Source organism: Clostridium lacusfryxellense (assembly GCF_018861735.1).
Taxonomy (GTDB): domain Bacteria; phylum Bacillota; class Clostridia; order Clostridiales; family Clostridiaceae; genus Clostridium_AD; species Clostridium_AD lacusfryxellense.
In genome coordinates this window covers 1-21,652 of sequence record NZ_JAHLEB010000060.1, presented here as the reverse complement: position 1 = coordinate 21,652, position 21,652 = coordinate 1, and the positions used below count along the sequence as shown (strand labels likewise).

At 32.6% G+C, this 21,652-nt stretch carries 18 protein-coding genes, 1 riboswitch and 2 other annotated features; of the genes, 12 read left to right on the top strand and 6 right to left on the bottom strand.

Annotated elements, in window-relative coordinates; all coding sequences use genetic code 11:
• Positions 1–79 precede the first annotated feature (79 nt).
• The 4 genes from leuA to leuC form a co-directional block, all read right to left on the bottom strand.
• Positions 80–1,744, bottom strand: coding sequence for a 2-isopropylmalate synthase (leuA, locus tag KPL55_RS21995; protein ID WP_216308905.1), 1,665 nt, complete (start codon positions 1,742–1,744; stop codon positions 80–82).
• An 81-nt stretch (positions 1,745–1,825) separates the two neighbouring features.
• Positions 1,826–2,040, bottom strand: a binding site (T-box leader).
• 32 nt (positions 2,041–2,072) lie between these two features.
• A complete protein-coding gene (leuB, locus tag KPL55_RS21990; RefSeq protein ID WP_216308904.1) occupies positions 2,073–3,146 on the bottom strand; it encodes a 3-isopropylmalate dehydrogenase in 1,074 nt (357 codons plus the stop codon).
• The gene (gene leuD / locus KPL55_RS21985) at positions 3,146–3,637 is read right to left on the bottom strand and encodes a 3-isopropylmalate dehydratase small subunit (RefSeq protein WP_216308903.1); all 492 of its coding nucleotides are present in this window, start codon (positions 3,635–3,637) and stop codon (positions 3,146–3,148) included. The genes leuB and leuD overlap by 1 nt, the downstream gene beginning before the upstream one ends.
• A complete protein-coding gene (leuC, locus tag KPL55_RS21980) occupies positions 3,637–4,905 on the bottom strand; it encodes a 3-isopropylmalate dehydratase large subunit (RefSeq protein WP_512699274.1) in 1,269 nt (422 codons plus the stop codon). The genes leuD and leuC overlap by 1 nt, the downstream gene beginning before the upstream one ends.
• Positions 4,906–4,986: 81 nt before the next feature.
• Positions 4,987–5,195: a binding site (T-box leader), on the bottom strand.
• 195 nt (positions 5,196–5,390) lie between these two features.
• Between leuC and ilvN the strand changes: the two genes are divergently transcribed.
• The 6 genes from ilvN (at position 5,391) to KPL55_RS21950 (ending at position 11,892) form a co-directional block, all read left to right on the top strand.
• Complete coding sequence (ilvN, locus tag KPL55_RS21975) at positions 5,391–5,885, top strand: acetolactate synthase small subunit (protein ID WP_216308901.1); 495 nt, start codon at positions 5,391–5,393, stop codon at positions 5,883–5,885.
• A 31-nt stretch (positions 5,886–5,916) separates the two neighbouring features.
• The gene (ilvC, locus tag KPL55_RS21970; RefSeq protein ID WP_216308900.1) at positions 5,917–6,906 is read left to right on the top strand and encodes a ketol-acid reductoisomerase; all 990 of its coding nucleotides are present in this window, start codon (positions 5,917–5,919) and stop codon (positions 6,904–6,906) included.
• A gap of 180 nt (positions 6,907–7,086) precedes the next feature.
• Positions 7,087–8,664 (top strand): citramalate synthase, encoded by a 1,578-nt coding sequence (gene cimA / locus KPL55_RS21965; RefSeq protein WP_216308912.1) that lies wholly within the window; start codon positions 7,087–7,089, stop codon positions 8,662–8,664.
• Between the two features lies 1 nt (position 8,665).
• The gene (gene ilvB, locus KPL55_RS21960; protein ID WP_216308899.1) at positions 8,666–10,327 is read left to right on the top strand and encodes a biosynthetic-type acetolactate synthase large subunit; all 1,662 of its coding nucleotides are present in this window, start codon (positions 8,666–8,668) and stop codon (positions 10,325–10,327) included.
• A gap of 67 nt (positions 10,328–10,394) precedes the next feature.
• On the top strand, positions 10,395–11,354 hold the full coding sequence (locus tag KPL55_RS21955; protein ID WP_216308898.1) for a D-2-hydroxyacid dehydrogenase: 960 nt from the start codon (positions 10,395–10,397) through the stop codon (positions 11,352–11,354).
• 4 nt (positions 11,355–11,358) lie between these two features.
• On the top strand, positions 11,359–11,892 hold the full coding sequence (locus KPL55_RS21950) for a DUF1697 domain-containing protein (RefSeq protein WP_216308897.1): 534 nt from the start codon (positions 11,359–11,361) through the stop codon (positions 11,890–11,892).
• Positions 11,893–12,069: 177 nt separating this feature from the next.
• On the opposite strand, the gene thiC is transcribed toward KPL55_RS21950, so the two are convergent.
• Positions 12,070–13,383: a phosphomethylpyrimidine synthase ThiC gene (thiC, locus tag KPL55_RS21945; RefSeq protein ID WP_216308911.1), complete on the bottom strand. Its 1,314-nt coding sequence runs from the start codon at positions 13,381–13,383 to the stop codon at positions 12,070–12,072.
• A gap of 69 nt (positions 13,384–13,452) precedes the next feature.
• A riboswitch (TPP riboswitch) is annotated at positions 13,453–13,560 on the bottom strand.
• A gap of 159 nt (positions 13,561–13,719) precedes the next feature.
• Between thiC and pdxS the strand changes: the two genes are divergently transcribed.
• The 4 genes from pdxS (at position 13,720) to KPL55_RS21925 (ending at position 17,376) form a co-directional block, all read left to right on the top strand.
• Positions 13,720–14,589: a pyridoxal 5'-phosphate synthase lyase subunit PdxS gene (pdxS, locus tag KPL55_RS21940; protein ID WP_216308896.1), complete on the top strand. Its 870-nt coding sequence runs from the start codon at positions 13,720–13,722 to the stop codon at positions 14,587–14,589.
• A gap of 2 nt (positions 14,590–14,591) precedes the next feature.
• Entirely contained in the window at positions 14,592–15,158 is a 567-nt protein-coding gene (gene pdxT, locus KPL55_RS21935; protein ID WP_216308895.1) for a pyridoxal 5'-phosphate synthase glutaminase subunit PdxT, read from the top strand.
• 116 nt (positions 15,159–15,274) lie between these two features.
• On the top strand, positions 15,275–15,982 hold the full coding sequence (locus tag KPL55_RS21930; RefSeq protein WP_216308894.1) for an FTR1 family protein: 708 nt from the start codon (positions 15,275–15,277) through the stop codon (positions 15,980–15,982).
• A gap of 209 nt (positions 15,983–16,191) precedes the next feature.
• Positions 16,192–17,376 carry an MFS transporter gene (locus KPL55_RS21925; protein ID WP_216308893.1) on the top strand — a complete coding sequence of 395 codons (1,185 nt, stop codon included), beginning with the start codon at positions 16,192–16,194 and terminating at the stop codon, positions 17,374–17,376.
• A gap of 78 nt (positions 17,377–17,454) precedes the next feature.
• Here the strand turns inward: KPL55_RS21925 and nfsA are convergent, their stop codons facing one another.
• Positions 17,455–18,192, bottom strand: coding sequence for an oxygen-insensitive NADPH nitroreductase (nfsA, locus tag KPL55_RS21920; protein ID WP_216308892.1), 738 nt, complete (start codon positions 18,190–18,192; stop codon positions 17,455–17,457).
• Between the two features lie 165 nt (positions 18,193–18,357).
• Between nfsA and KPL55_RS21915 the strand changes: the two genes are divergently transcribed.
• Both KPL55_RS21915 and KPL55_RS21910 read left to right on the top strand, forming a co-directional pair.
• A complete protein-coding gene (locus tag KPL55_RS21915) occupies positions 18,358–19,563 on the top strand; it encodes a response regulator transcription factor (RefSeq protein WP_216308891.1) in 1,206 nt (401 codons plus the stop codon).
• Entirely contained in the window at positions 19,564–21,417 is a 1,854-nt protein-coding gene (locus tag KPL55_RS21910) for a substrate-binding domain-containing protein (RefSeq protein WP_216308890.1), read from the top strand.
• Positions 21,418–21,652 lie beyond the last annotated feature (235 nt).

Genomic DNA, 21,652 nt, shown 5'->3' with positions numbered 1-21,652 from the left:
AGGATTAAATATATCAAAGGAAATTTTATATCTAATAATAGATGGAGCTTAAGCAAAACTTTAGGCTCCATCTATTTATTTAACCTTTTCTATTAATAGCACTAAACAGAGCATTTAGTGAGGATGTGTCAATATTTGCAGACACACCAACTCCAAAATACCTCTGCCCATTGTATTCTATTTGTATATAAGTTGCAGCTTTAGCGGTTGAACCGCTACCTAGTGCATGTTCATCATAAGATATAAAGCTATAACCAGTAATATTTGAAGCATGTAAAGCGTTGAAGAATGCGTCTACTGGACCATTTCCAACTCCAGAAATATTCATCTCTTTTCCGCTTACTGAAATCAATGCTTGTATATTAACTATATTTTCATCTGTTTCAACATTTTGAACTGATTGTATGGTATAACTTTTCAATAGATTTGGAGACTTTATATTTAAATATTCATTACTAAATAAATCATAAATTTGATTTGCGCTAAGTTCTGTTCCAAGAAGGTCGGTTTTATTTTTAACCAAGGTACCGAAATCATTTTGCATGGACTTAGGCAAAATAAAACCAAATTCATTATCCATTATAAAGGCAGCGCCACCTTTACCAGATTGACTGTTGATTCGGATAATTTCTTCATAATCTCGTCCAACATCATGGGGGTCAATTGGAAGATAAGGAATTTCCCAAAAACTACTATTAGAGTCAAGTTGAGCTTTAAGACCTTTGTTAATTGCATCTTGGTGTGATCCTGAAAAGGCAGTGTAAACAAGTTCTCCAGCATAAGGGTGGCGAGCGTTTACATTCATTTTGGTGCAGCCCTCATAAATGTCTACAATCTCATAAAGATTTGAGAAGTTAAGCTCTGGGTTTATACCTTGAACATGCATGTTTAGAGCCATGACCATAATATCAAGATTTCCAGTTCGCTCACCATTACCAAATAGAGTTCCTTCAACTCTGTCGGCGCCTGCAAGAATTCCAAGCTCGGAAGAGGCAGTGCAAGTACCACGGTCGTTATGAGTATGAAGACTTATAATAACACTTTCCCTATTTTTAATATTTGAGCAGAACCATTCAATTTGATCTGCATAAATGTTAGGAGTAGCCATTTCAACTGTTGATGGTAAGTTTAAGATAATTTTTTTTGATGGAGTTGGTTTTAATACATCGAGTATTGCCTCGCAAATTTCAAGGGAATATTCAAGTTCAGTTCCAGTAAAACTTTCAGGAGAATATTCAAAAGAGAAATCTGTTTCTGGGTACATATCTTTATACTCCATAAGAAGTTTGGCACCTGTAACTCCAATATCAATGATCTCTTGTTTGCTTTTGTTAAAAACAACCTTTCTTTGTAAAACTGAGGTTGAATTATAAAGATGAACAATTGCTCTTTTTGCGCCCTTAAGAGCTTCAAAAGTTTTTTTAATTAAATGTTCCCTTGATTGAGTTAATACTTGAACAGTAACATCATCAGGAATAAGGTTTTCATCTATCAATTTTCTTAAAAACTTATATTCAGTATTGGAGGCGGAAGGGAATCCAACTTCTATTTCTTTAAAACCAATATCCACAAGTAGTTTAAAAAAGTTTACCTTTTCTTCTACATTCATAGGAATAGGAAGGGACTGGTTACCATCTCTTAAATCAACACTACACCAAATTGGAGCTTTATTAATTTGTTTATCAGGCCACTGACGATTAGTAATATTTATACTACCATATGGTTTGTATTTTTTATATGACATTTAAAACACCCCTTTATAATTATTATTAATAAATAAATAAAAAAGACTAGCTTTTTCAAAAAGAAAAAAACTCCCCCTCAATCAAGAGGCGAAGTTTCTTCGCGGTACCACTCTAGTTAGTTTTATCACTAAAACTCACTCAATGTCCAATTAACGCAGGACAAACGATCCACCTTACTTAGTTTCAGGAGATAGCTCCCAGGGCAAGTTCAAAATCATGAAATTACCGAATCGCAGCTACCTCGGCTCTCTGAGAATTTCAAATGACTTTTACTACTCCTGTTCAAAGCATTTATTAGATAGTATAACATAAAAAATGATAATTTTATTAAATAATTTCTTTTACAATAAGATCTGACATTTCTATAGTGCCAACAGAGATCATTCCAGGCCCCATAATGTCAAGGGTCCTATAATTTTTGTCTAAAACTTTAGATACTGCATCTTCAATATCTTTTGCGGCATCCTCCATATTAAAACTATATCTAAGCATCATTGCAACACTCATTATAGTTGCAATTGGATTAGCAATATCAAGTCCTGCAATATCCGGCGCTGATCCATGTATTGGTTCATATATTCCAAGAGTAGTGTTACCTAAACTAGCTGATGGTAGCATGCCAAGTGATCCAGTAAGCATTGATGCTTCATCACTTAAGATATCACCAAACATATTCTCTGTTAAAATCGTGTCAAATTGACTTGGATTTCTTATGAGTTGCATTGCGCAACTATCAACTAATTGTACTTCAAAATTTATATCTGGATAATCAGCCGCCATTTTTGAAACTACTTCTCTCCAAAGTCTTGAGCTCTCAAGCACGTTAGCCTTATCAACTAAGGTAAGCTTTTTAGTTCTTTTTCTTGCAGTTTCAAATCCAACTTTAGCTATCCTCTCTATTTCATAAGTTGAATAAGCCATTGTATCCCATGCTTTTTGGCCACCATCTTCAAGGTCTATTCTTGATCTTTCACCAAAATATATACCACCTGTAAGTTCCCTTATAACCATTATATCGATGTTATCTTTAAGTATTTCTGGTTTAAGAGCTGATGCCTCTTTTAATTGTGGAAAAAGAATAGCAGGTCTTAAGTTTGCAAAAACGTCAAGGGCTTTTCGTATTCCGAGAAGGCCAGCTTCTGGTCTTAAATTGCCTGGAAGGGTATCCCATTTGGGACCGCCAACAGAACCAAGTAAAACTGCATCACTGTTTTTACAAATATCTATAGTTTCTTTAGGTAGAGGGACTCCTGTTTCTTCTATAGCAATTCCACCCATTAAAACATCAGTGTATTCTACAGGGAAATTATATTTTTTAGATATAACATCTAATACTTTAATTGCACCAATAACTATCTCTGGTCCAATTCCATCTCCTTTAATTACAGCTATCTTTTTCATTAATCTTCAGTCCTTTCTTTAAGATAATTAATAAGGCCTTCTGCACTTATTATCTCTTGCATAAATGCTGGGAAAGGTGTTGCCTGATAGGTTTTGCCTTTTGTATTATTTGTTATAACTCCAGAAACTACATCAATTGATATATCATTTCCGTCGTCAATATCATTTGCGGCATCGAAACATTCCAGTATTGGTAAACCTATATTAATTGAATTTCTGTAGAATATTCTTGCAAAGGTTTCAGCAATAATGCAACTAATACCTACAGTCTTTATAGCGAGAGGTGCATGTTCTCTTGAAGATCCACAGCCAAAGTTTTTACCAGCAACCATTATATCTCCATTATTAACTTTCGATGTAAAATCCTTATCAATATCTTCCATGCAGTGAGCTGCAAGTTCTTTTGCATCTGAAGTATTAAGATATCGTGCAGGAATTATAACATCTGTATCTACATTATTACCATATTTAATAGCTTTTCCTTTAAACATTACATTACCTCCTCAGGTGAAGAAATTTTTCCTGTTATAGCAGACGCTGCAGCTACTGCTGGGCTACAAAGATATACTTCACTTTCAGGATCACCCATTCTACCAACAAAATTTCTGTTTGTTGTGGAAAGGGCTCTTTCACCCTTTGCAAGTATTCCCATGTGACCGCCAAGGCAAGGTCCACAAGTTGGAGTACTTACTGCAATCCCAGCTTCTATAAATATTTCAATCAAACCTTCTCTTAGTGCTTGAAGATAAATTTTTTGAGTAGCAGGAAAAATTAATGTTCTAAGTTTAGGATGAACTTTTTTGCCTTTGAAGATGCTTGCTGCCATTCTAAGATCTTCTATTCTTCCATTAGTACAAGAACCGATAACCACTTGATCTATTATTACTTCACCAACTTCATCTATAGTTCTAGTATTATCTGGAAGGTGAGGGAAAGCTACTGTTGGTCTTATAGTACTTAAATCAATTTCTATTATTCTAGAATATTCTGCATCATCATCAGCTTTAAAAACTACAGGAGTTTTAGTTGAATGCTCTTTTACATAATCTAAGGTTACATCATCAACTTCAAATATTCCGTTTTTAGCACCTGCTTCAATAGCCATATTAGCTATAGTAAACCTGTCATCAATTGATAAGTTAGCAAGGCCCGGGCCTGTATATTCCATTGATTGATACAGTGCTCCATCTACTCCAATCATTCCTATGATATGAAGAATTACATCTTTACCACAAACCCATTTTTGCATTTTGCCTGTTAAAACAAATTTTATTGCTTCAGGAATTTTAAACCAACATTTCCCGCTAGCCATACCTGCTGCCATATCAGTTGATCCAACTCCAGTTGAAAAAGCACCTAAAGCACCATATGTGCAAGTGTGAGAATCTGCACCAATTACAACATCACCAGTTACAACAAGTCCTTTTTCTGGTAAGAGGGCATGTTCGATACCCATTTGTCCTACTTCAAAAAAGTTTTCAATTCCCTTTGCATATGCAAATTCACGGATGCATTTGCATTGCTCAGCAGATTTAATATCTTTATTTGGACTAAAATGATCAGGAACAATTGCAATTTTCTTTTTATCGAAAACATTTGCAACACCCATTTTATTAAATTCATTAACTGCAACTGGTGTTGTAACATCATTTCCTAAAACTAAATCAAGGTTTGCCATAACTAATTGACCAGCTTTTACTTCTTTTAAACCAGCATGTGATGCCAGTATTTTTTGCGTCATTGTCATTCCCATATTAATTTGAACCCTCCTTATTTAAATCTGAAAAATTTGTATTAATAGTTTTTGATTATTTTATTGTATAAAAAAAACAGCACTCTAGCCTGGGGCGAGAGTCTGTCCGCGGTACCACCCAAATTTATCTTAATTAAATAACGGCATTGCCGGCACAGCTTACAAGAGGTCGATGACTTCTTTTCAGCCTGCAGCTCCAGGGTGATTTTCATAATTTTAATATTCATGGGTTCTCAGCAAATCCCACTCTCTTATAAAATATTAAAATAAATACTCTTCCCTATCAAAGCTTTTAAATATATAAGCAGCTTCCTAAAAATTTGCTTGTACCATAATATACTACGAATTAAAAAAAAAGTCAATGTGTCAATAAAAAAAATATTCTGAATTCGGTTGACAATTTATTTTTTAGATGGTACGATACATAAAATGTTTGCTATGAATTGCAAGCTAACTTGAAATTATTTATTTGTGAAAAGGGAGGCGATATTATGATTTCACATGTACTGTCAATTTTAGTTGATAACAACCCAGGAGTGCTGACAAGAGTATGTTCATTGTTTAATAGGCGTGGATTTAATCTTGATACAGTTTCATCTGGTCATACTGAGAACGAAAAGTTTGCAAGAATAACTTTATTAACTCAAGTTCGAGATGACGAAGGAATAGATCAAATAATTAAACAAATAAGAAAGCTTGAAGATGTTCATTCAGTTGAGCAATTAGATAATGAAAACTCTATATGTAAGCAAATGTTGTTTGTTAAGGTTAAAGCTGAAGGAGGCAATAGGCAAGAAATTATTAATATCGGTAAAATTTTTGGCGTTTCGGTAATTGATGTAACTCCAACAACATTAATTTTACAAATCATAGGTGATAATGGTAAGTTGTGTGCTTTTGAAAATTTGATAGAACCATTTGGTATTTTAGAAATAGTCGGAAGTGGATTTATTGCAATGCAAAGAGGTGCAGGCACAATAATCTAAGGAGATAGATAAAAAATAGGGGGAATTAATAATGGCTAAGATGTATTACGAAAATGAATGTGATTTAGGAAACTTAAAAGGTAAAAAGGTTGCAGTAATAGGGTATGGTAGTCAAGGGCATGCTCACGCATTAAACTTACACGAGAGTGGTGTTGATGTTATTGTTGGTCTTTACGTAGGAAGTAAGTCTTGGGCAAAAGCTGAAGAAGCAGGACTAACAGTTATGACGGCAGCTGATGCAGCAAAAGCAGCTGATATTATCATGATACTTGTAAATGATGAAAAGCAAGGACAATTATATAAAGAGAGTATAGAACCAAATCTTACAGCAAATAAGGCATTAGTATTTGCTCATGGTTTTGCTATACATTTTGGACAAATAGTTCCTCCAGCAGATATAGATGTATTCCTTATAGCTCCTAAGGGACCAGGACATACAGTTAGAAGCCAATATTTAGAAGGAAGAGGAGTACCATGTCTTATAGCTATACATCAAGATGCATCAGGACATGCAAAAGAGGTGGCTTTGGCTTATGCTTTAGGAATAGGTGGAGCAAGAGCGGGAGTTATGGAAACTTCATTTAAAGAAGAAACTGAAACAGATTTGTTTGGAGAGCAAGCGGTTCTCTGTGGTGGAGTTACGGCGCTCATACAGGCTGGTTTTGAAACTCTTGTAGAAGCCGGTTACCAACCAGAAATGGCATACTTTGAATGTTGTCATGAAATGAAGCTTATAGTAGATTTAATAAACCAAGGTGGTTTAAACATGATGAGATATTCAATAAGTGATACTGCAGAATATGGTGACTATATAACAGGAAACAAAATAATAACTGCAGATACAAAGAAGGCTATGAAAGATGTACTAACAGATATTCAAAAAGGAGTTTTTGCTAGAAACTGGCTTCTTGAAAATCAAGTTGGAAGACCATTTTTTAACGCAACAAAGAGAATAGAAAGTGAACATCAAATAGAAACAGTTGGTGCAGAGCTTAGAAAAATGATGTCTTGGAATAAATAATATTCTGATTCACATATAAAATACAATTATTAAGCATATAAAATATAACTATAAGTATATAAAATACAACAACGAATATAAAGTTGTTAATATAACACATGAGAACCAAGTTCTATAAAATTAAAAATGAACTTGGTTCTCTTTGACATCTAGCTCGGGTAATTTATAGGATGGTGGTAGATTTTGAATGATAAAGTATACATTTTTGATAGCACTTTAAGAGATGGATCCCAGGCACAAGGAATATCATTTAGTGTTAAGGATAAACTCCAAATCACAAAGAAACTTGACGAATTAGGTGTGAGCTATATTGAAGCAGGTAATCCTGGCTCAAATCCAAAAGATGCTGAATTTTTTGAAAAAATTAAAGATATTAAACTAAAAAACTCTAAGTTATGCGCTTTTGGAAGTACAAGAAAAGCGAATATAAAGGTTCATGAAGATAGCAATTTGAAAGCACTAATCAACTCAGGTGTTGATGTGGTATGTATTTTTGGGAAAGCATGGGATTTTCATGTAACTAAAATAATAAAAACTACACTGCTTGAAAATTTAGCTATGATAAAAGAGACTATAGAGTATTTAAAAGTATTAAATAAAGAAGTTATCTTTGATGCCGAACATTTTTTTGACGGTTATAAAAATAACCCTCAGTATACACTTATGGTACTTGAAGTTGCAAGAAATGCAGGTGCAGATTGGATAGTGCTTTGTGACACTAATGGGGGGACTCTGCCAAATGCTATAAAACCTATTATAGATATTTTATTAGTTAAAGGTTTTAATAATTTAGGAATTCATTGTCACAATGACTCAGGAGTTGCAGTGGCTAACTCTTTAATTGCAGTGGAAGCAGGTGTTCGTCAAGTTCAAGGGACTTTTACAGGTCTTGGAGAACGATGTGGAAATGCAAATTTAAGCACAATAATTGGAAACTTAATGTTAAAGATGAATTATGATGTTTTGCCAAAAGAAAGCCTGATAAAGCTCGTGGCAAACTATAGATATATATGCGAAGTGAGTAATATAATTCCAAATGATAGAGAGGCATATGTTGGGAGTTGTGCTTTTGCACATAAGGGTGGAATGCATATTGATGCTGTGAGAAAAAACCCTATTTCTTTTGAACATATAAATCCTATTGAGGTAGGGAATGCTAGAACCCAGCTTATGTCAGAAGTAGCAGGGCGCAGCACCATAATGTCAATAATTAATAAAGTTGATTCAACTATTACTAAGAACTCAGAAGCTACAACTAGAATAATGAAGAGACTTAAAGAGTTAGAGCATATGGGTTATCAGTTTGAAGGAGCAGAAGGAAGTTTTGAATTATTGGTAATTAAGGAATTAGGATTATTTACACCTTCGTTTGAACTTGTGGAGTACAGGGTAATGATTGATGAACCAATAAGGACAGATAGAAGTTCTACGGTTACCATGAAAATAAAGGTGAATGGAGTTATGGAAGTAACGGCAGCGGATGGAAATGGGCCAGTAAATGCTTTAGATAAGGCACTTAGAAAAGCTCTAAGTGTGTTTTACCCATCTACGCTTCCTATGTATTTAACGGATTATAAGGTTAGAGTAATAGGTGGAGATAAAGCAACTAGTGCAAAAGTTAGAGTTTTAATAGAATCTACAGATGGATTTAATACCTGGACAACAGTTGGAGTTTCACATGATATTATAGAAGCCAGCTGGAAAGCACTGGTTGATTCGGTGGAATATAAATTACTTCAAGACTCAAGGAGGGATTAAAATGAAGTGCAAAGGTGCAAGGATTTTACTAGAATGTCTAAAAGAACAAGGCACTGATATCATATTTGGATATCCAGGTGGAGCAGTACTAAATATCTACGATGAAATTTATTCTTTTAAAGGGATCACTCATATATTAGCTTCTCACGAACAAGGGGCTGCGCATGCAGCAGACGGATATGCACGGGCAACTGGGAAAGTAGGAGTATGTCTTGCTACATCAGGTCCCGGAGCTACTAATCTTGTAACAGGAATTGCAACTGCTTATATGGATTCTGTACCTATGGTTGCAATTACGGGGCAAGTACCAACTACGCTTATAGGAAAAGACTCTTTTCAAGAGGTTGATATTGTTGGGATAACAATGCCTATTACAAAACATAACTTTTTAGTTAAAGATATTAATGACTTAGCTCCTACTATTAGGAAAGCATTTAAAATTGCTAAAAGTGGAAGACCTGGTCCTGTGCTTATTGATATACCTAAGGATATAACTGGATTAGAATGTGAATACACTGCTGAAATTCCAGAGATAATAGAGCAAAAACCCGTGAATTCGGATCAAATCATTGATGCTATTAGTGCTATCCAAAAGTCTTCTAAACCAATAATTGTCGTTGGTGGTGGGTGTAATATATCAGAGGCGCAGGATGTATTAATAAAGCTTCAAGATAAGCTTAAGTGCCCAGTCTGTAGCACTATGATGGGTCTTGGTGCTTTTAATGGTAAACACCCTATGTACACGGGAATGCTTGGCATGCATGGAACGTTCGCATCTAATAGGTGCATAACTTCTAGTGATTTAATTATTGCAATTGGGGCCAGATTTAGTGATAGAGTTATTAGTGATCCAAAAACTTTTGCGGCAAACACTAATGTTATTCATATAGACATAGATGAAGCAGAAGTATCAAAAAATATTAAGGCTGATTGTTGGATAATTGGAAACGTAACAGATGTGTTAAGAAATTTACTACAAAAGCTTCAGGGCAGAGAAGAAAATGAATGGACTAATTGTGCTAAGGAACTTATTAAAAAGGATAAGGCAAAGATTATAAAAATAAATGAGTTTGAAACTGTAAATCCTCTATATGTAATTAAAAAAATATGTGAAATTACAAATGGCGAGGCTATAATAACCACTGAGGTAGGTCAAAATCAAATTTGGGCAACGCAGGCGTTTACTTATACTAAACCTAGAACATTTATAAGCTCTGGGGGACTCGGTACTATGGGGTATGGTTTCGGCGCTGCAATAGGTGCAAGTATAGGTAAAAAAGATATGGTTTTCGATATTGCAGGGGATGGTAGCTTTAGAATGAATCTTAATGAGCTAGGTACAGCCGCTAGATATAATATACCAGTAAAAATAATATTGTTAAACAATGGTGTTCTGGGAATGGTAAGACAATGGCAGAATGTATTTTATTCAAAGCGTTTTTCTAGTACTACATTAGAGAGAGAAACTGACTTTGTAAAAATTGCTGAAGGTTTTGGAGTTAAAGGCATTAGAGTTGATACAAATAGCCAGGTTGTAAATGCATTAAATGAAGCAATAGCATGGGATGGACCTGTTGTTATAGATTTTAGGGTAGCCCCTGATGAAATGGCGTCACCAATGGTTCCACCCGGTGCAAGTATTGAAATGATGTTTGAGGTATAGTGCGTGCACTATATCTTATTTCATTTAAAGTAGCTATAATTTATATATATCTTTAGAGGAGGCTTATATGAAAATAGTAGTTTTAGATGGTTTTACTTTAAATCCAGGAGATTTGTCTTGGGAAGGAATTGAAAAATTAGGTGATTTTACGGTTTATGATAGAACAACATTAGAGGAAATAGAAGATAGGGCTTATGATTGCGAAATAATATTCACAAACAAAACAGCATTAAGTATGGAAACTTTAAAGAGGTTACCTAAACTAAAATACATTGGCGTTCTTGCAACAGGGTATAATGTGGTTGATGTAAAAGCAGCCAGTGAACTAGGAATTACAGTAACCAATACGCCAGCTTATGGTACGGCGTCAGTTGCACAATTCGTTTTTGCTCTTTTACTAGAAGTTTGTCATCATGTAGGAGAACATAATGATGTCGTAAAAGAAGGTGCTTGGACTAATTGTAAAGACTTTAGTTTTTGGAATTACCCGTTAATAGAGCTATCTGGAAAAACTATGGGAATTATCGGTATGGGACGAATAGGTAAGGCATCATCAAAAATTGCTTTAGCTTTTGGTATGAATGTGTTAGCGTATAATCCGTCCAAGGATAAGTCTTTAGAATCTGATTCATTTAAATATGTTGAATTAGATGAGTTATATGCAAAATCTGATGTTATAAATTTGCATTGCCCTTTAAATGATAATACTAGCGGAATTATAAACAAAAGATCCATTAGCAAAATGAAGAAAGGGGTAATTATAATAAATACCTCCAGAGGACCTTTAATAGTTGAACAAGACCTAGCTGATGCTCTTAATAGTGGAAAAGTAGCTGGCGCAGCAGTAGATGTTCTGTCTGAAGAGCCTGCGCTAAAAAGCAATCCACTTATGCAAGCAAAAAATTGTCTGATTACACCACATATTGCATGGGCACCAAAAGAATCTAGGCAACGTCTTATGGATATCGCGGTGGATAATCTGTTACAATTTATAGGGGAAATACCTATAAATGTAATAAAAAGTTAATTTGATGAGATATGTAGTTTTACTTAGAGGGATTAATGTTGCTGGGAAAAATAGAATAAAAATGATAGATCTTAAAAACATTTTTGAATCACTTAAATTTAAAAATGTAAAAACTTACATTCAGAGTGGAAATGTAGTTTTCGATTATGATATTACTGATATTGTAAAATTAACTAGGGTTATTGAAGTGAAAATTAACGATACCTTTGGATTCTTTGTTAAGGTTATTGTTAGAAACGAAGAGGAGTTTAGAAGCATTGTAAATAATAATCCGTTTGTAAATGATACAAATGTCGAACTTGATAAGTTGCATGTAGTTATAATGTCAGACATTCCTGACCCTAAATTATTATTGAATTTAGATATAAAAAAAGAAGATAACGAGAAATTTTTAATTAATAAAAAAGAGATTTATTTATATTGTCCAAATGGATATGGAAAAACAAAACTAAATAATACCATGTTTGAGAAAATATTAAATATGGTTTGCACAACAAGAAAATGGAAAACTATAAAAAATATTGCCCGGGATATATAAATTTAGTGCTGGAAGCTAAATTAAGAAAGACTGGTAGAATATCTAAACCTATAATGTCAAAAGAGTGATATTATCTGTTCTTAATCTATACAAAATATTTAAATCAAAGGAACCTAATCATATATTGATTAGGTTCCTTTGATTTAATTGAATTTAGGTTCTATGGTAAATTTTATTTTAAGAATCATCTCTTAATATATTGAGGTCTTTCCCATTCATAATTTTATTCATAGTTCTCATAGAACACATTTTTCCACACATAGTGCAGCTATCTGCATTCTCTGGAGTTGATTCTTTTCTGTATCGTATAGCTTTTTCTGGATCAATTGCAAGCTCAAACATTTTCTTCCAATTAAGACTCTGCCTTGCTGTACTCATTTCATTATCCCAGTCACGGCTACCAGGGATTTTTTTACCTATATCACCAGCATGAGCTGCAATCTTGGCAGCAATAATACCTTCACGCACATCATCAACATTAGGAAGTCTTAGATGTTCTGCTGGAGTAACGTAGCAAAGGAAATCTGCTCCACAACTTGCAGCTAAAGCACCACCTATGGCACTTGTAATATGGTCATAACCTGGAGCAATATCAGTAACTAGTGGTCCTAAAATATAAAAAGGTGCACCATGACATAATTTCTTAGCCATTAACACATTTGCCTCAATTTCATTTATTGCCATGTGGCCAGGTCCTTCTATTATAACTTGTACATTTTTCTCCCAAGCTCTTAACGTTAATTCTCCAAGAACCATTAATTCATGGATTTGGCAAGCATCAGTTGCATCGTTAATAGAGCCAGGTCTACAGGCATCCCCAAGACTAATAGTTAAGTCATATTTTTGACATATGTCTAATATTTCATCGAAATGTTCATAAAAAGGATTTTCTTTATTGTTGAGTTCCATCCAAGCATATAAAAGAGATCCTCCTCTTGATACTATATGAGTAATTCTTTTATTTCTTTTAAAAACATTTGCAGTAGCAATGTTTAAACCAGCATGAATTGTTACAAAGTCAACTCCGTCTTTTGCATGTTTCTCAACAACATCTATAAATTCTTGCGAAGTAATGTCTTGAAGTTCCTTATCGTAAAAACCAAGTGCATCATATATTGGAACAGTTCCTATCATGGCAGTAGAGTCTGAAATAAGTCTTTTTCTAAATTCTTCAGTTTTACCAAAAGAGCTTAAATCCATAACAGCTTCAGCTTTCATATCAATGGATAATTGTACCTTCTTCATTTCCTCATCTATGTCACAGCAGTCCTTAGAAATACCTAGATTTACATTAATTTTTGTTCTTAGACCTTCGCCAACACCTTCTGGACTTAGTATTTTATGATTTTTATTTGAGGGTATTGCAACAACACCTCTTGCTATTTTCTCTCTTAAAATTTCTTCAGGCATATTTTCTTTTTCTGCAACAATCTTCATTTCTTTAGTTATTATACCTTTTTTTGCAGCATCCATTTGAGTTGTATACATAATTTATAATCTCCTTTATAGCTAAATTATTTTTAAAATAAAAAAAGCAAGCTCATAAAGAGCCTGCAACAAAAAACGTTGTAAAAAACTCCCTACGCTGGAATTACCCAAATCAGGTTATGAGGGTCAGTGATAATATCACTATCTCAGCTCATAATGTGAGCTCCCCTTGTTTTATATATTAAATTATTAACTGTCCTTAGTATATTAGTTAAAGTTGTTAAAGTAAAGTCTTTTATTTAAAGTTAGCAATACAAAGAAATTGTACCCATACATTGTTTTATTAATATAAATGTATGTTATACTCTGCCTATTAAATAATTTTGTGGGAGGTACTTTATGGAAAGATATGAAATTAATAAGAATTTAGCTCAAATGCTTAAAGGCGGAGTAATTATGGATGTGGTAAATGTGGAGCAGGCAATAATTGCTGAAAAGGCAGGAGCATGCGCGGTCATGGCACTAGAGAGAGTTCCATCAGACATAAGAAAAGAAGGTGGAGTTGCTAGAATGTCTGATCCTAAAATGATTAAAGAAATAAAAGCAGCTGTAACTATTCCGGTAATGGCAAAAGGTAGGATAGGTCATTTTGTTGAAGCTCAAATTCTTCAAGAGATAGGAGTAGATTTTATCGACGAGAGTGAAGTCTTGACCCCGGCAGACGAGCAGTATCATATAAACAAATGGGATTTTAAGGTTCCATACGTTTGTGGAGCAAGAAATCTAGGAGAGGCCTTAAGAAGAATTGGAGAAGGTGCTGCAATGATAAGAACAAAAGGTGAAGCTGGCACAGGAAATGTTGTAGAAGCTGTAAGGCACATGAGATGTATAATGGATGAAATCAGAAAAGTAAAAAATGCTCCAAAAGAAGAATTAATGACAATTGCTAAAGAGTTTGGAGCCCCAATTAATTTGATAGAATATGTATGGGAGAATGGTAAACTTCCTGTAGTTAATTTTGCTGCAGGCGGAATAGCAACGCCAGCTGATGCAGCACTCATGATGCAACTTGGAGCAGAAGGAGTTTTCGTAGGTTCAGCAATATTTAAAGCAGAAAACCCTCAGGCTGTAGCAAAAGCTATAGTACTCGCAACCACATACTATAATGATCCTAAAGTTATAGCAGAAGTTTCAGAGAATCTTGGAAAAGCAATGAGTGGGCTTGAAATAAGTGAAATTAAAGAGAAGTTTGCAGAAAGAGGATGGTAAAAGTGAGAATTGGAGTTTTATCACTTCAAGGTGGAGTAATAGAACATTTAAATCATATTAAAAAGCTTGGGCATGAGGGCGTTGAGGTTAAGAAACTTGAAGATATGAAGGATTTAAATGGAATTATTTTACCTGGTGGAGAGAGTACAACAATAGGTAAACTATTAAGGGAAACAAGAATTCTACTACCTTTAAGAGAAAAAATTATTTCAGGACTTCCTGTGTGGGGTACTTGTGCGGGAATGATACTACTTGCTAAGTATATTGAAGGAGAGCCTGATGGATATTTAAAAGTTATGGATATAAAAGTAAAAAGAAATGCATATGGAAGCCAAATTGATAGTTTTAAAAGGAATGTTATAATCAGTGAAATTTCAAAGGAGCCGTTACCTCTAGTTTTTATTCGTGGGCCAGTAATTACAGAAGTTTTTAAGGAAGTTCAAGTAATTTGTACTGTTGATGATAAAGTTGTAGCAGCAAAACAAAATAACATGTTTGTTACTTCTTTTCACCCAGAACTTACAAATAACTTAGAAGCACATAAATATTTTATAAACATGTGTAGGTAAAACTATAGATTTTAAATTATCATAAAAGGATGAATAAGGATGCGAAACATAATGTTAAATCAGCATATTATATAATGTAGACAAGTCTACAAATGGTGATATGGAGGCGATTAACAATGTTTGCTCCTTTTATAATATGCTTAAGAGAAGGCATAGAAATTTTTTTGGTTATCATTCCATTAGTTGTTTATTTTAACAAAAACAAACTATATGGGATGACTAAGAGTGCATTGCTAGGTGGCGCTTTAGGAACTTTTATTGCAACTATAACTGGATCAATAATATTCTCACAAGTTGCTTTATTAAACGGTCCTGCGGGAGAGTTATTTGATGGGCTTCTTGGTATAGTATTAGCTGGATTGGTATTGTACAGTGTAGTGCTTTTAAGGAAGAATAAATCTTTTAATATAGATCCTAATCAACAATTTATTTCATTAAGTCAAAAAGGGGTATTTATTCTTGCAGCTATAACATTTTTTAGAGAGCTTCTAGAAGTAACCTTATTTATATTAACAAGTTCGGCAACCGGGAGTCCAATGCTCCTGATAGTGTCCTCACTACTAGGGCTCTTAAGTGCAGCACTAATTGTTTATGTTGTAGCAAGAGGATTTTCAAGGCTTAATATAGGTATAGTATTTTATATCTTAAATCTATTTTTAGTTGGGCTTGGTGCATACTACTTTGGTGATGGACTAGATGTATTGTTTGGTAGGTATGTTCCACAAATGTTAAAAATGGGTATATTAGTGTACGCAGTTCCAAGTTATTATTTAATGATAAAAAGTGATTTGAAAAAATATATAAACTCTAATATTATTAAATAAATAATTTAAATCTAACTTTATCCCCATACATTTTATTTTCAACTTGTTTGAAATAATTTTGTATGGGATATCTATTTATTATCAGTTAGATACTTAGGTCTTTTTTAAATATAAAATTATGTTTGAATTTTATAAAAGTCAGCATAATTCCTATAGTTGTGATATATTAAGAAGTATGTATTTACATATTAGGGGGAGGATTTTATTTTATGAAAAAGCAATCATTTTACACGCAACTAGATAAAGACAAGAGGTATATTATAAATTGTTGCTTTTTTGTTTTTGCAGTAAATGGCTTATATGCTATGATTTTAGGGTCGCTTTTACCAATAATTAGTGATGAATATGGTTTAAATAATACAATGAGTGGTGCACTACTTTCTGCTCATCAAGCTGGTAATTTAATATCTGGATTTATTGCTGGTGTGTTGCCACTTTATTTAGGCAGAAAAAAATCAATTATGTTTTTATGTAGTTTTGTTGTCATGGGATTTTTAATTATGATTCTAACAGGCAATCCAGTTTTATTAATTATAGGATTTGCATTTACAGGATTAAGTAGGGGTAGCATTTCTAACTTTAACAATACTACAGTAAATGAATTATCAGGCAGTAGTTCAGCAGCTCTTAATATTTTACATAGTATTTTTGCTATAGGTGCTTTAAGTGCTCCATTTTTAGTTATTTTATGTACAAAAATGGCTGGAGACAATGGATGGAAAATAGCTGTAGGAGTTATTATTGTCCTTGCTATTATATCTATTTTTATGTTTTCTAAAATGAAATTAGATGATGTTGTTAAACAGAAAGAAAAAGTCAAAATATCTTATGAATTCATGAATAGTAGATATTTTTGGATTAGTGCAGGAATTTTATTTTTTTATTTATGCGCAGAAGCTACTATTAATGGGTGGTTAGTTAAATATTTTATAGATGCACAAATAATGACCATAAAAGATGCACAAAAACTTGCATCGCTTCTTTGGGTAGTTATGCTTGCTGGTAGATTAACATGTGCATTTATTAGTGAAAAAGTATCTAAGAAGAAATTACTTGTAACAACAAGTATATCAACTGTTGCTTTTTACGTATTATTGCTTTCATCTAGAGATCTAACTATAATTACAATTGCTATAATGGGATTAGGATTTTCGATGGCAGGTATTTATCCTATAACAATATCTAGAATTGGAAATATAATTAAAGATTATCCTATGTCTATGGGAATACTTCTTATGATAGGCGGCGGTGGCGCTATTTTAATGCCGATAATAACAGGCGCATTAGCAGATGCTTTTGGAGTCCTAGCTGGCATGACTGCTATTGTATTTGCTATTATTTTAATGTCAATTTGTGTTGTTTTAAGTGTAATAAGAAAAAATGAAGTTGCATAAATGAAATATTATTTTATACTAAAAATGTGTAATAAAAGTAAAGACATTCCCATATGGAAATGTCTTTACTTTTATATACTATTTCATTTTAAATCCTTGTTTGTCTAAAAAATCTTTCATATGTGGTCTTTGAGACTTGCTCATTAGACTAGAGACTTGATTTGTCCATGTATCTGTTCTTTTTCCTTTAGTCCTTTTCTTATAATAAGCACTAATATAAGTATCATATTCATCAATTTTATTAGCATCACCATCAGTATTATATTCATCAGTTTTAAATATTACGTCGATTGGTAACCTTTCTTTTACATCTGGATTATGATTTGGATAACCAAGGCACAATCCAAATACGGGGTATACGCTAGTAGGCAGTTTTAAAATTTTAGATATCTCTGATGGATTGTTTCGTAGCCCTCCTATATAAACCCCACCTAGTCCTAAAGATTCTGCAGCAATTAAAGCGTTTTGAGCAGCTAGAGTTGCATCAACGGTTGCTAAAATAAAGGCTTCAGTATTAATCTCTGCCATAGTTTTATTGCCTAGTTCACAAGAACTTTTACTCCTGTTTAAATCTGCACAGAAAACTAGAAACAATGGACATTGCTCTATATAAATTTGATCCCCAGCAAGATGTGCTATATTTTTTTTATTATCTTTATTAACAACACTTATAATTGTATAAGCTTGAATAAAACTTGAAGTTGATGCACTTTGTGCACATTCTATAATAGATTTAACCTTTTCATCTTCTACTAGTTGATCCTTATATTTTCTTATAGATTTATGACTTTTTAATAATCTTACTGTTTCATTCATATTTCATACCACCTTAATTATGATTTATATATAATCTATGTGAATAATATACCACAATTTATTGATAATTAAAATAACTTAACATAGACAAATAAATATACATGTACAATATTTAGGAGTATATTAGAGATATTGTATTTTGAAAATTATTGGAGTGTGAAGGGTGTGTATAAACTTTTAATAGCCGATGATGAGTCAAGAATTCGTAGAGGTATAAAGAATTCTTTAGACTGGAGTAAATTAAATATTGAGGTAGTTGGTGAGGCTGAGGATGGTGAAATTGCATTAAAACAAATTAAAAAATTAAAACCAGATTTAATGTTTTTAGATATTTGTATGCCTTTTTTAAATGGAATGGAACTTATTAAAAAATTAAATGGAGAGTCCCCCGACTGTATTATCATAATAATTACAGGACATGATGAATTTGAATACATGCACGAGGCATTGAAACTTAAGGTTTTTGACTATCTTTTAAAACCTGTTCAAAAGGACGCCCTTCTAGATACAGTGAATAGAGCTATGGAAGAATTGAGAAAAAACAATCAAAATAATGTTTATTTGGATTTGACAAATAGACAATTAGATGAAAATATTGATATGTTAAAACAAACTTTTATAAGCAATTGGTTCAATGGAAGCTATACAGATCAAAAAGTATTAAGTGAGTTAAAATTTTTTAAATTTAACCTTGATTCTAATATTGGAATAGTAATAATTAAAGTAATAGAGAGGCTAAATTATAAGGTGTATTCAAAAGACTGGGATAGAGATTTATTAAATTTTGCATTAACTAATGTGACGCTAGAGCTGTTAAACAAAACTAATCCTGAGATTACATATATTGATGAGGATAATAATATTGTTATAATTTGTAATGTTAAAAATATTTCTGAATGGGTAAGTATAGGTAACGAAATAGTAAATAAGATATATACTTATTTGAACTATATCGCAATTCTAGAACAAAGGATAATCAAAAATGGTATTTATGGTACACGTAATGCTTATAATGACATTATCTCAAATATAAAAAGAACATCTGAGTATAAACCTGTAGTACTTTTGGCTATTAGACATATTGATGTTAATTATTATTTAAACGATTTCAGTTTAGGTGACGTAGCAGAAAAATTTAGCGTTAGTTCATCTTATTTAAGTAAATTATTGAAACATGAGGTTGGTCTTTCATTTATTGATTATCTAACTATGTTTAGAATAAAAAAATCTATTTGTATGATGGATGACCCTAGACTTAAAATTTATGAAATAGCTAGAGCAGTAGGATATAATAATCAACATTACTTTTGTAAAGCGTTTAAGAAGGTTATGGGGGTTGCTCCAACTGAATATAGAGGAGGAGGTCTGTAATTGATTAAACACTTTATAAAATATAGATTATATTTGTTTATATTAATTCTAATTATAATTGTAATATCCACTATAAAAATTGTTAATATAAAAAAGTCTGAAGGAGTGGAATTTGTTATTGGAATGTCACAGGCAAATTTAACCGAGCCTTGGAGAATATCAATGAATAAAGAAATAATAGCGCAAGCAAAGCAGTATAAAAATATAAAAATAGTATATAAGGATGCTGGTGGTGATACAAATAAACAAAAAAAAGATATAAATGAGCTGGTGAGTGTGGGTGTGGACTTATTAATTGTATCAATAAATGATTCGAAAAAATTGACTCCGCTAGTTAGTGAAGTATATAAAACAATACCAGTAATAGTTCTAGATAGAGCTGTTGAGGGGTATGACTATTCATTATATATTGGACCAGACAATGAAAATATAGGGATTCAAGCTGGGAATCTGGTAGTAGATTTAATTGGTGAAAATCAAGGCAAAGTTATAGAGGTTCAGGGAGTATTAGATTCATCACCTGTTATTGCAAGAAGTAATGGGTTTAAGTCAGTAATTAAAAAACATCCAAATGTTAAAATTTTTAGAACGATAGTAAGTGAATGGCAAAGAGATGAAGCAGAAGATAAGATTACAGAAGTATTAAAAGAGGATAAAGATATTAATGTTATTTTTACGCATAATGATTACATGGCGTTAGGCGCTTATAAAGCTGTATATAAATTAGGCCTTAAAAACATAAAGATTATTGGAGTGGATGGTCTTACTGGAGAAAATGGTGGACTGGATTTAGTTTCTAAGGGTATACTTCAGGGAACTTTTACTTGTAAAACGGGTGGTAGTGAAGCCATAAATTATGCTATGGAGATATTAAATAAAAAAACGGATATACCCAAAAAAACCATATTGAAAAGTGAAAAAATCACTATGGAAAATGTAAATGAATATTTAAATAATAAATTTAAGAAATCAGTAGAAAAAAAGGATATAACAATTGGTTATGCACAATTAACATCGGAGAGTAAATGGAGAGATGCAAATTCTATATCAATTAAAACTGCAGCTAAAAATGATGGTATCAATTTGGATTTTAGAGAATATGGCTATACTCAAGCTGATCAAAAAAAATTAATTAGGGATTTAATTAAAAAGAAAGTAGATGTAATTGCCTTTTCACCATTTGTAAAATCTGGATGGGATGACGTTTTGATGGAGGCAAAAAATGCAGGAATTTCTGTAATACTAAGTGATAGAAGCGTTGATTCAGATGATTCTCTTTGGAACTGTAATATTGGATCAGATTTTATAGAGGAAGGAAGGCGCGCTGCAAGATTATTACTAACTAGGTTTAAAGATAAAGATGTAAATATATTTGAACTTCAAGGTAATATGGGATCAGCACCTCAAATTGAAAGAGAAGCTGGATTTAAAGAAGTAATTAAAGATTATCATAACTATAAAATAGTAGCAACTGAAACTGGAAATTTTAGTTTTGAAAATGGCAAGCAGGTAATTAAAAAATTTCTTAAAACAAGAAGCAAAGATATAAATGTAGTGTATGCTCATAATGATGATATGGCCCTTGGTGCAATAGAAGCAATAAAAGAGGCTGGACTTGTTCCGGGTAAAGATATTGTTGTTATTGGAATAGATGGCACTAGGGAGGCTTTATTGTCAATAATAAAGGGTGAAATGTATTGTACAATAGAGTGTAATCCACTTTTAGGTCCACAACTTATGAAAACGGCCAGTCAAATAATGATGGGTGAAGATGTTCCTGTTAAGATAGTAAATGCTGAAGATATTTTCACTGAGTTTAATTCCGCAAAGGAAGTTAATAATAGGTTATATTAGAAGCAAAATAGCTCTGCAGTGGCAGGGTTATTTTTTTTGTTCCATATAGTACCAATAATAGCTGATTAGTGTAAATACATAGTCGATAAAGTAGAGTAAACTAAGTGTAAACGATTTAATATTTTAGCTGATTGCGGAACTATTTAAGAAAATTAGTTAAATAATTGATGAAGCTTATCCTAATTTATAGCGAACTTAATAAGAACTAATCTTATTATAAAAAAATCACTATGCT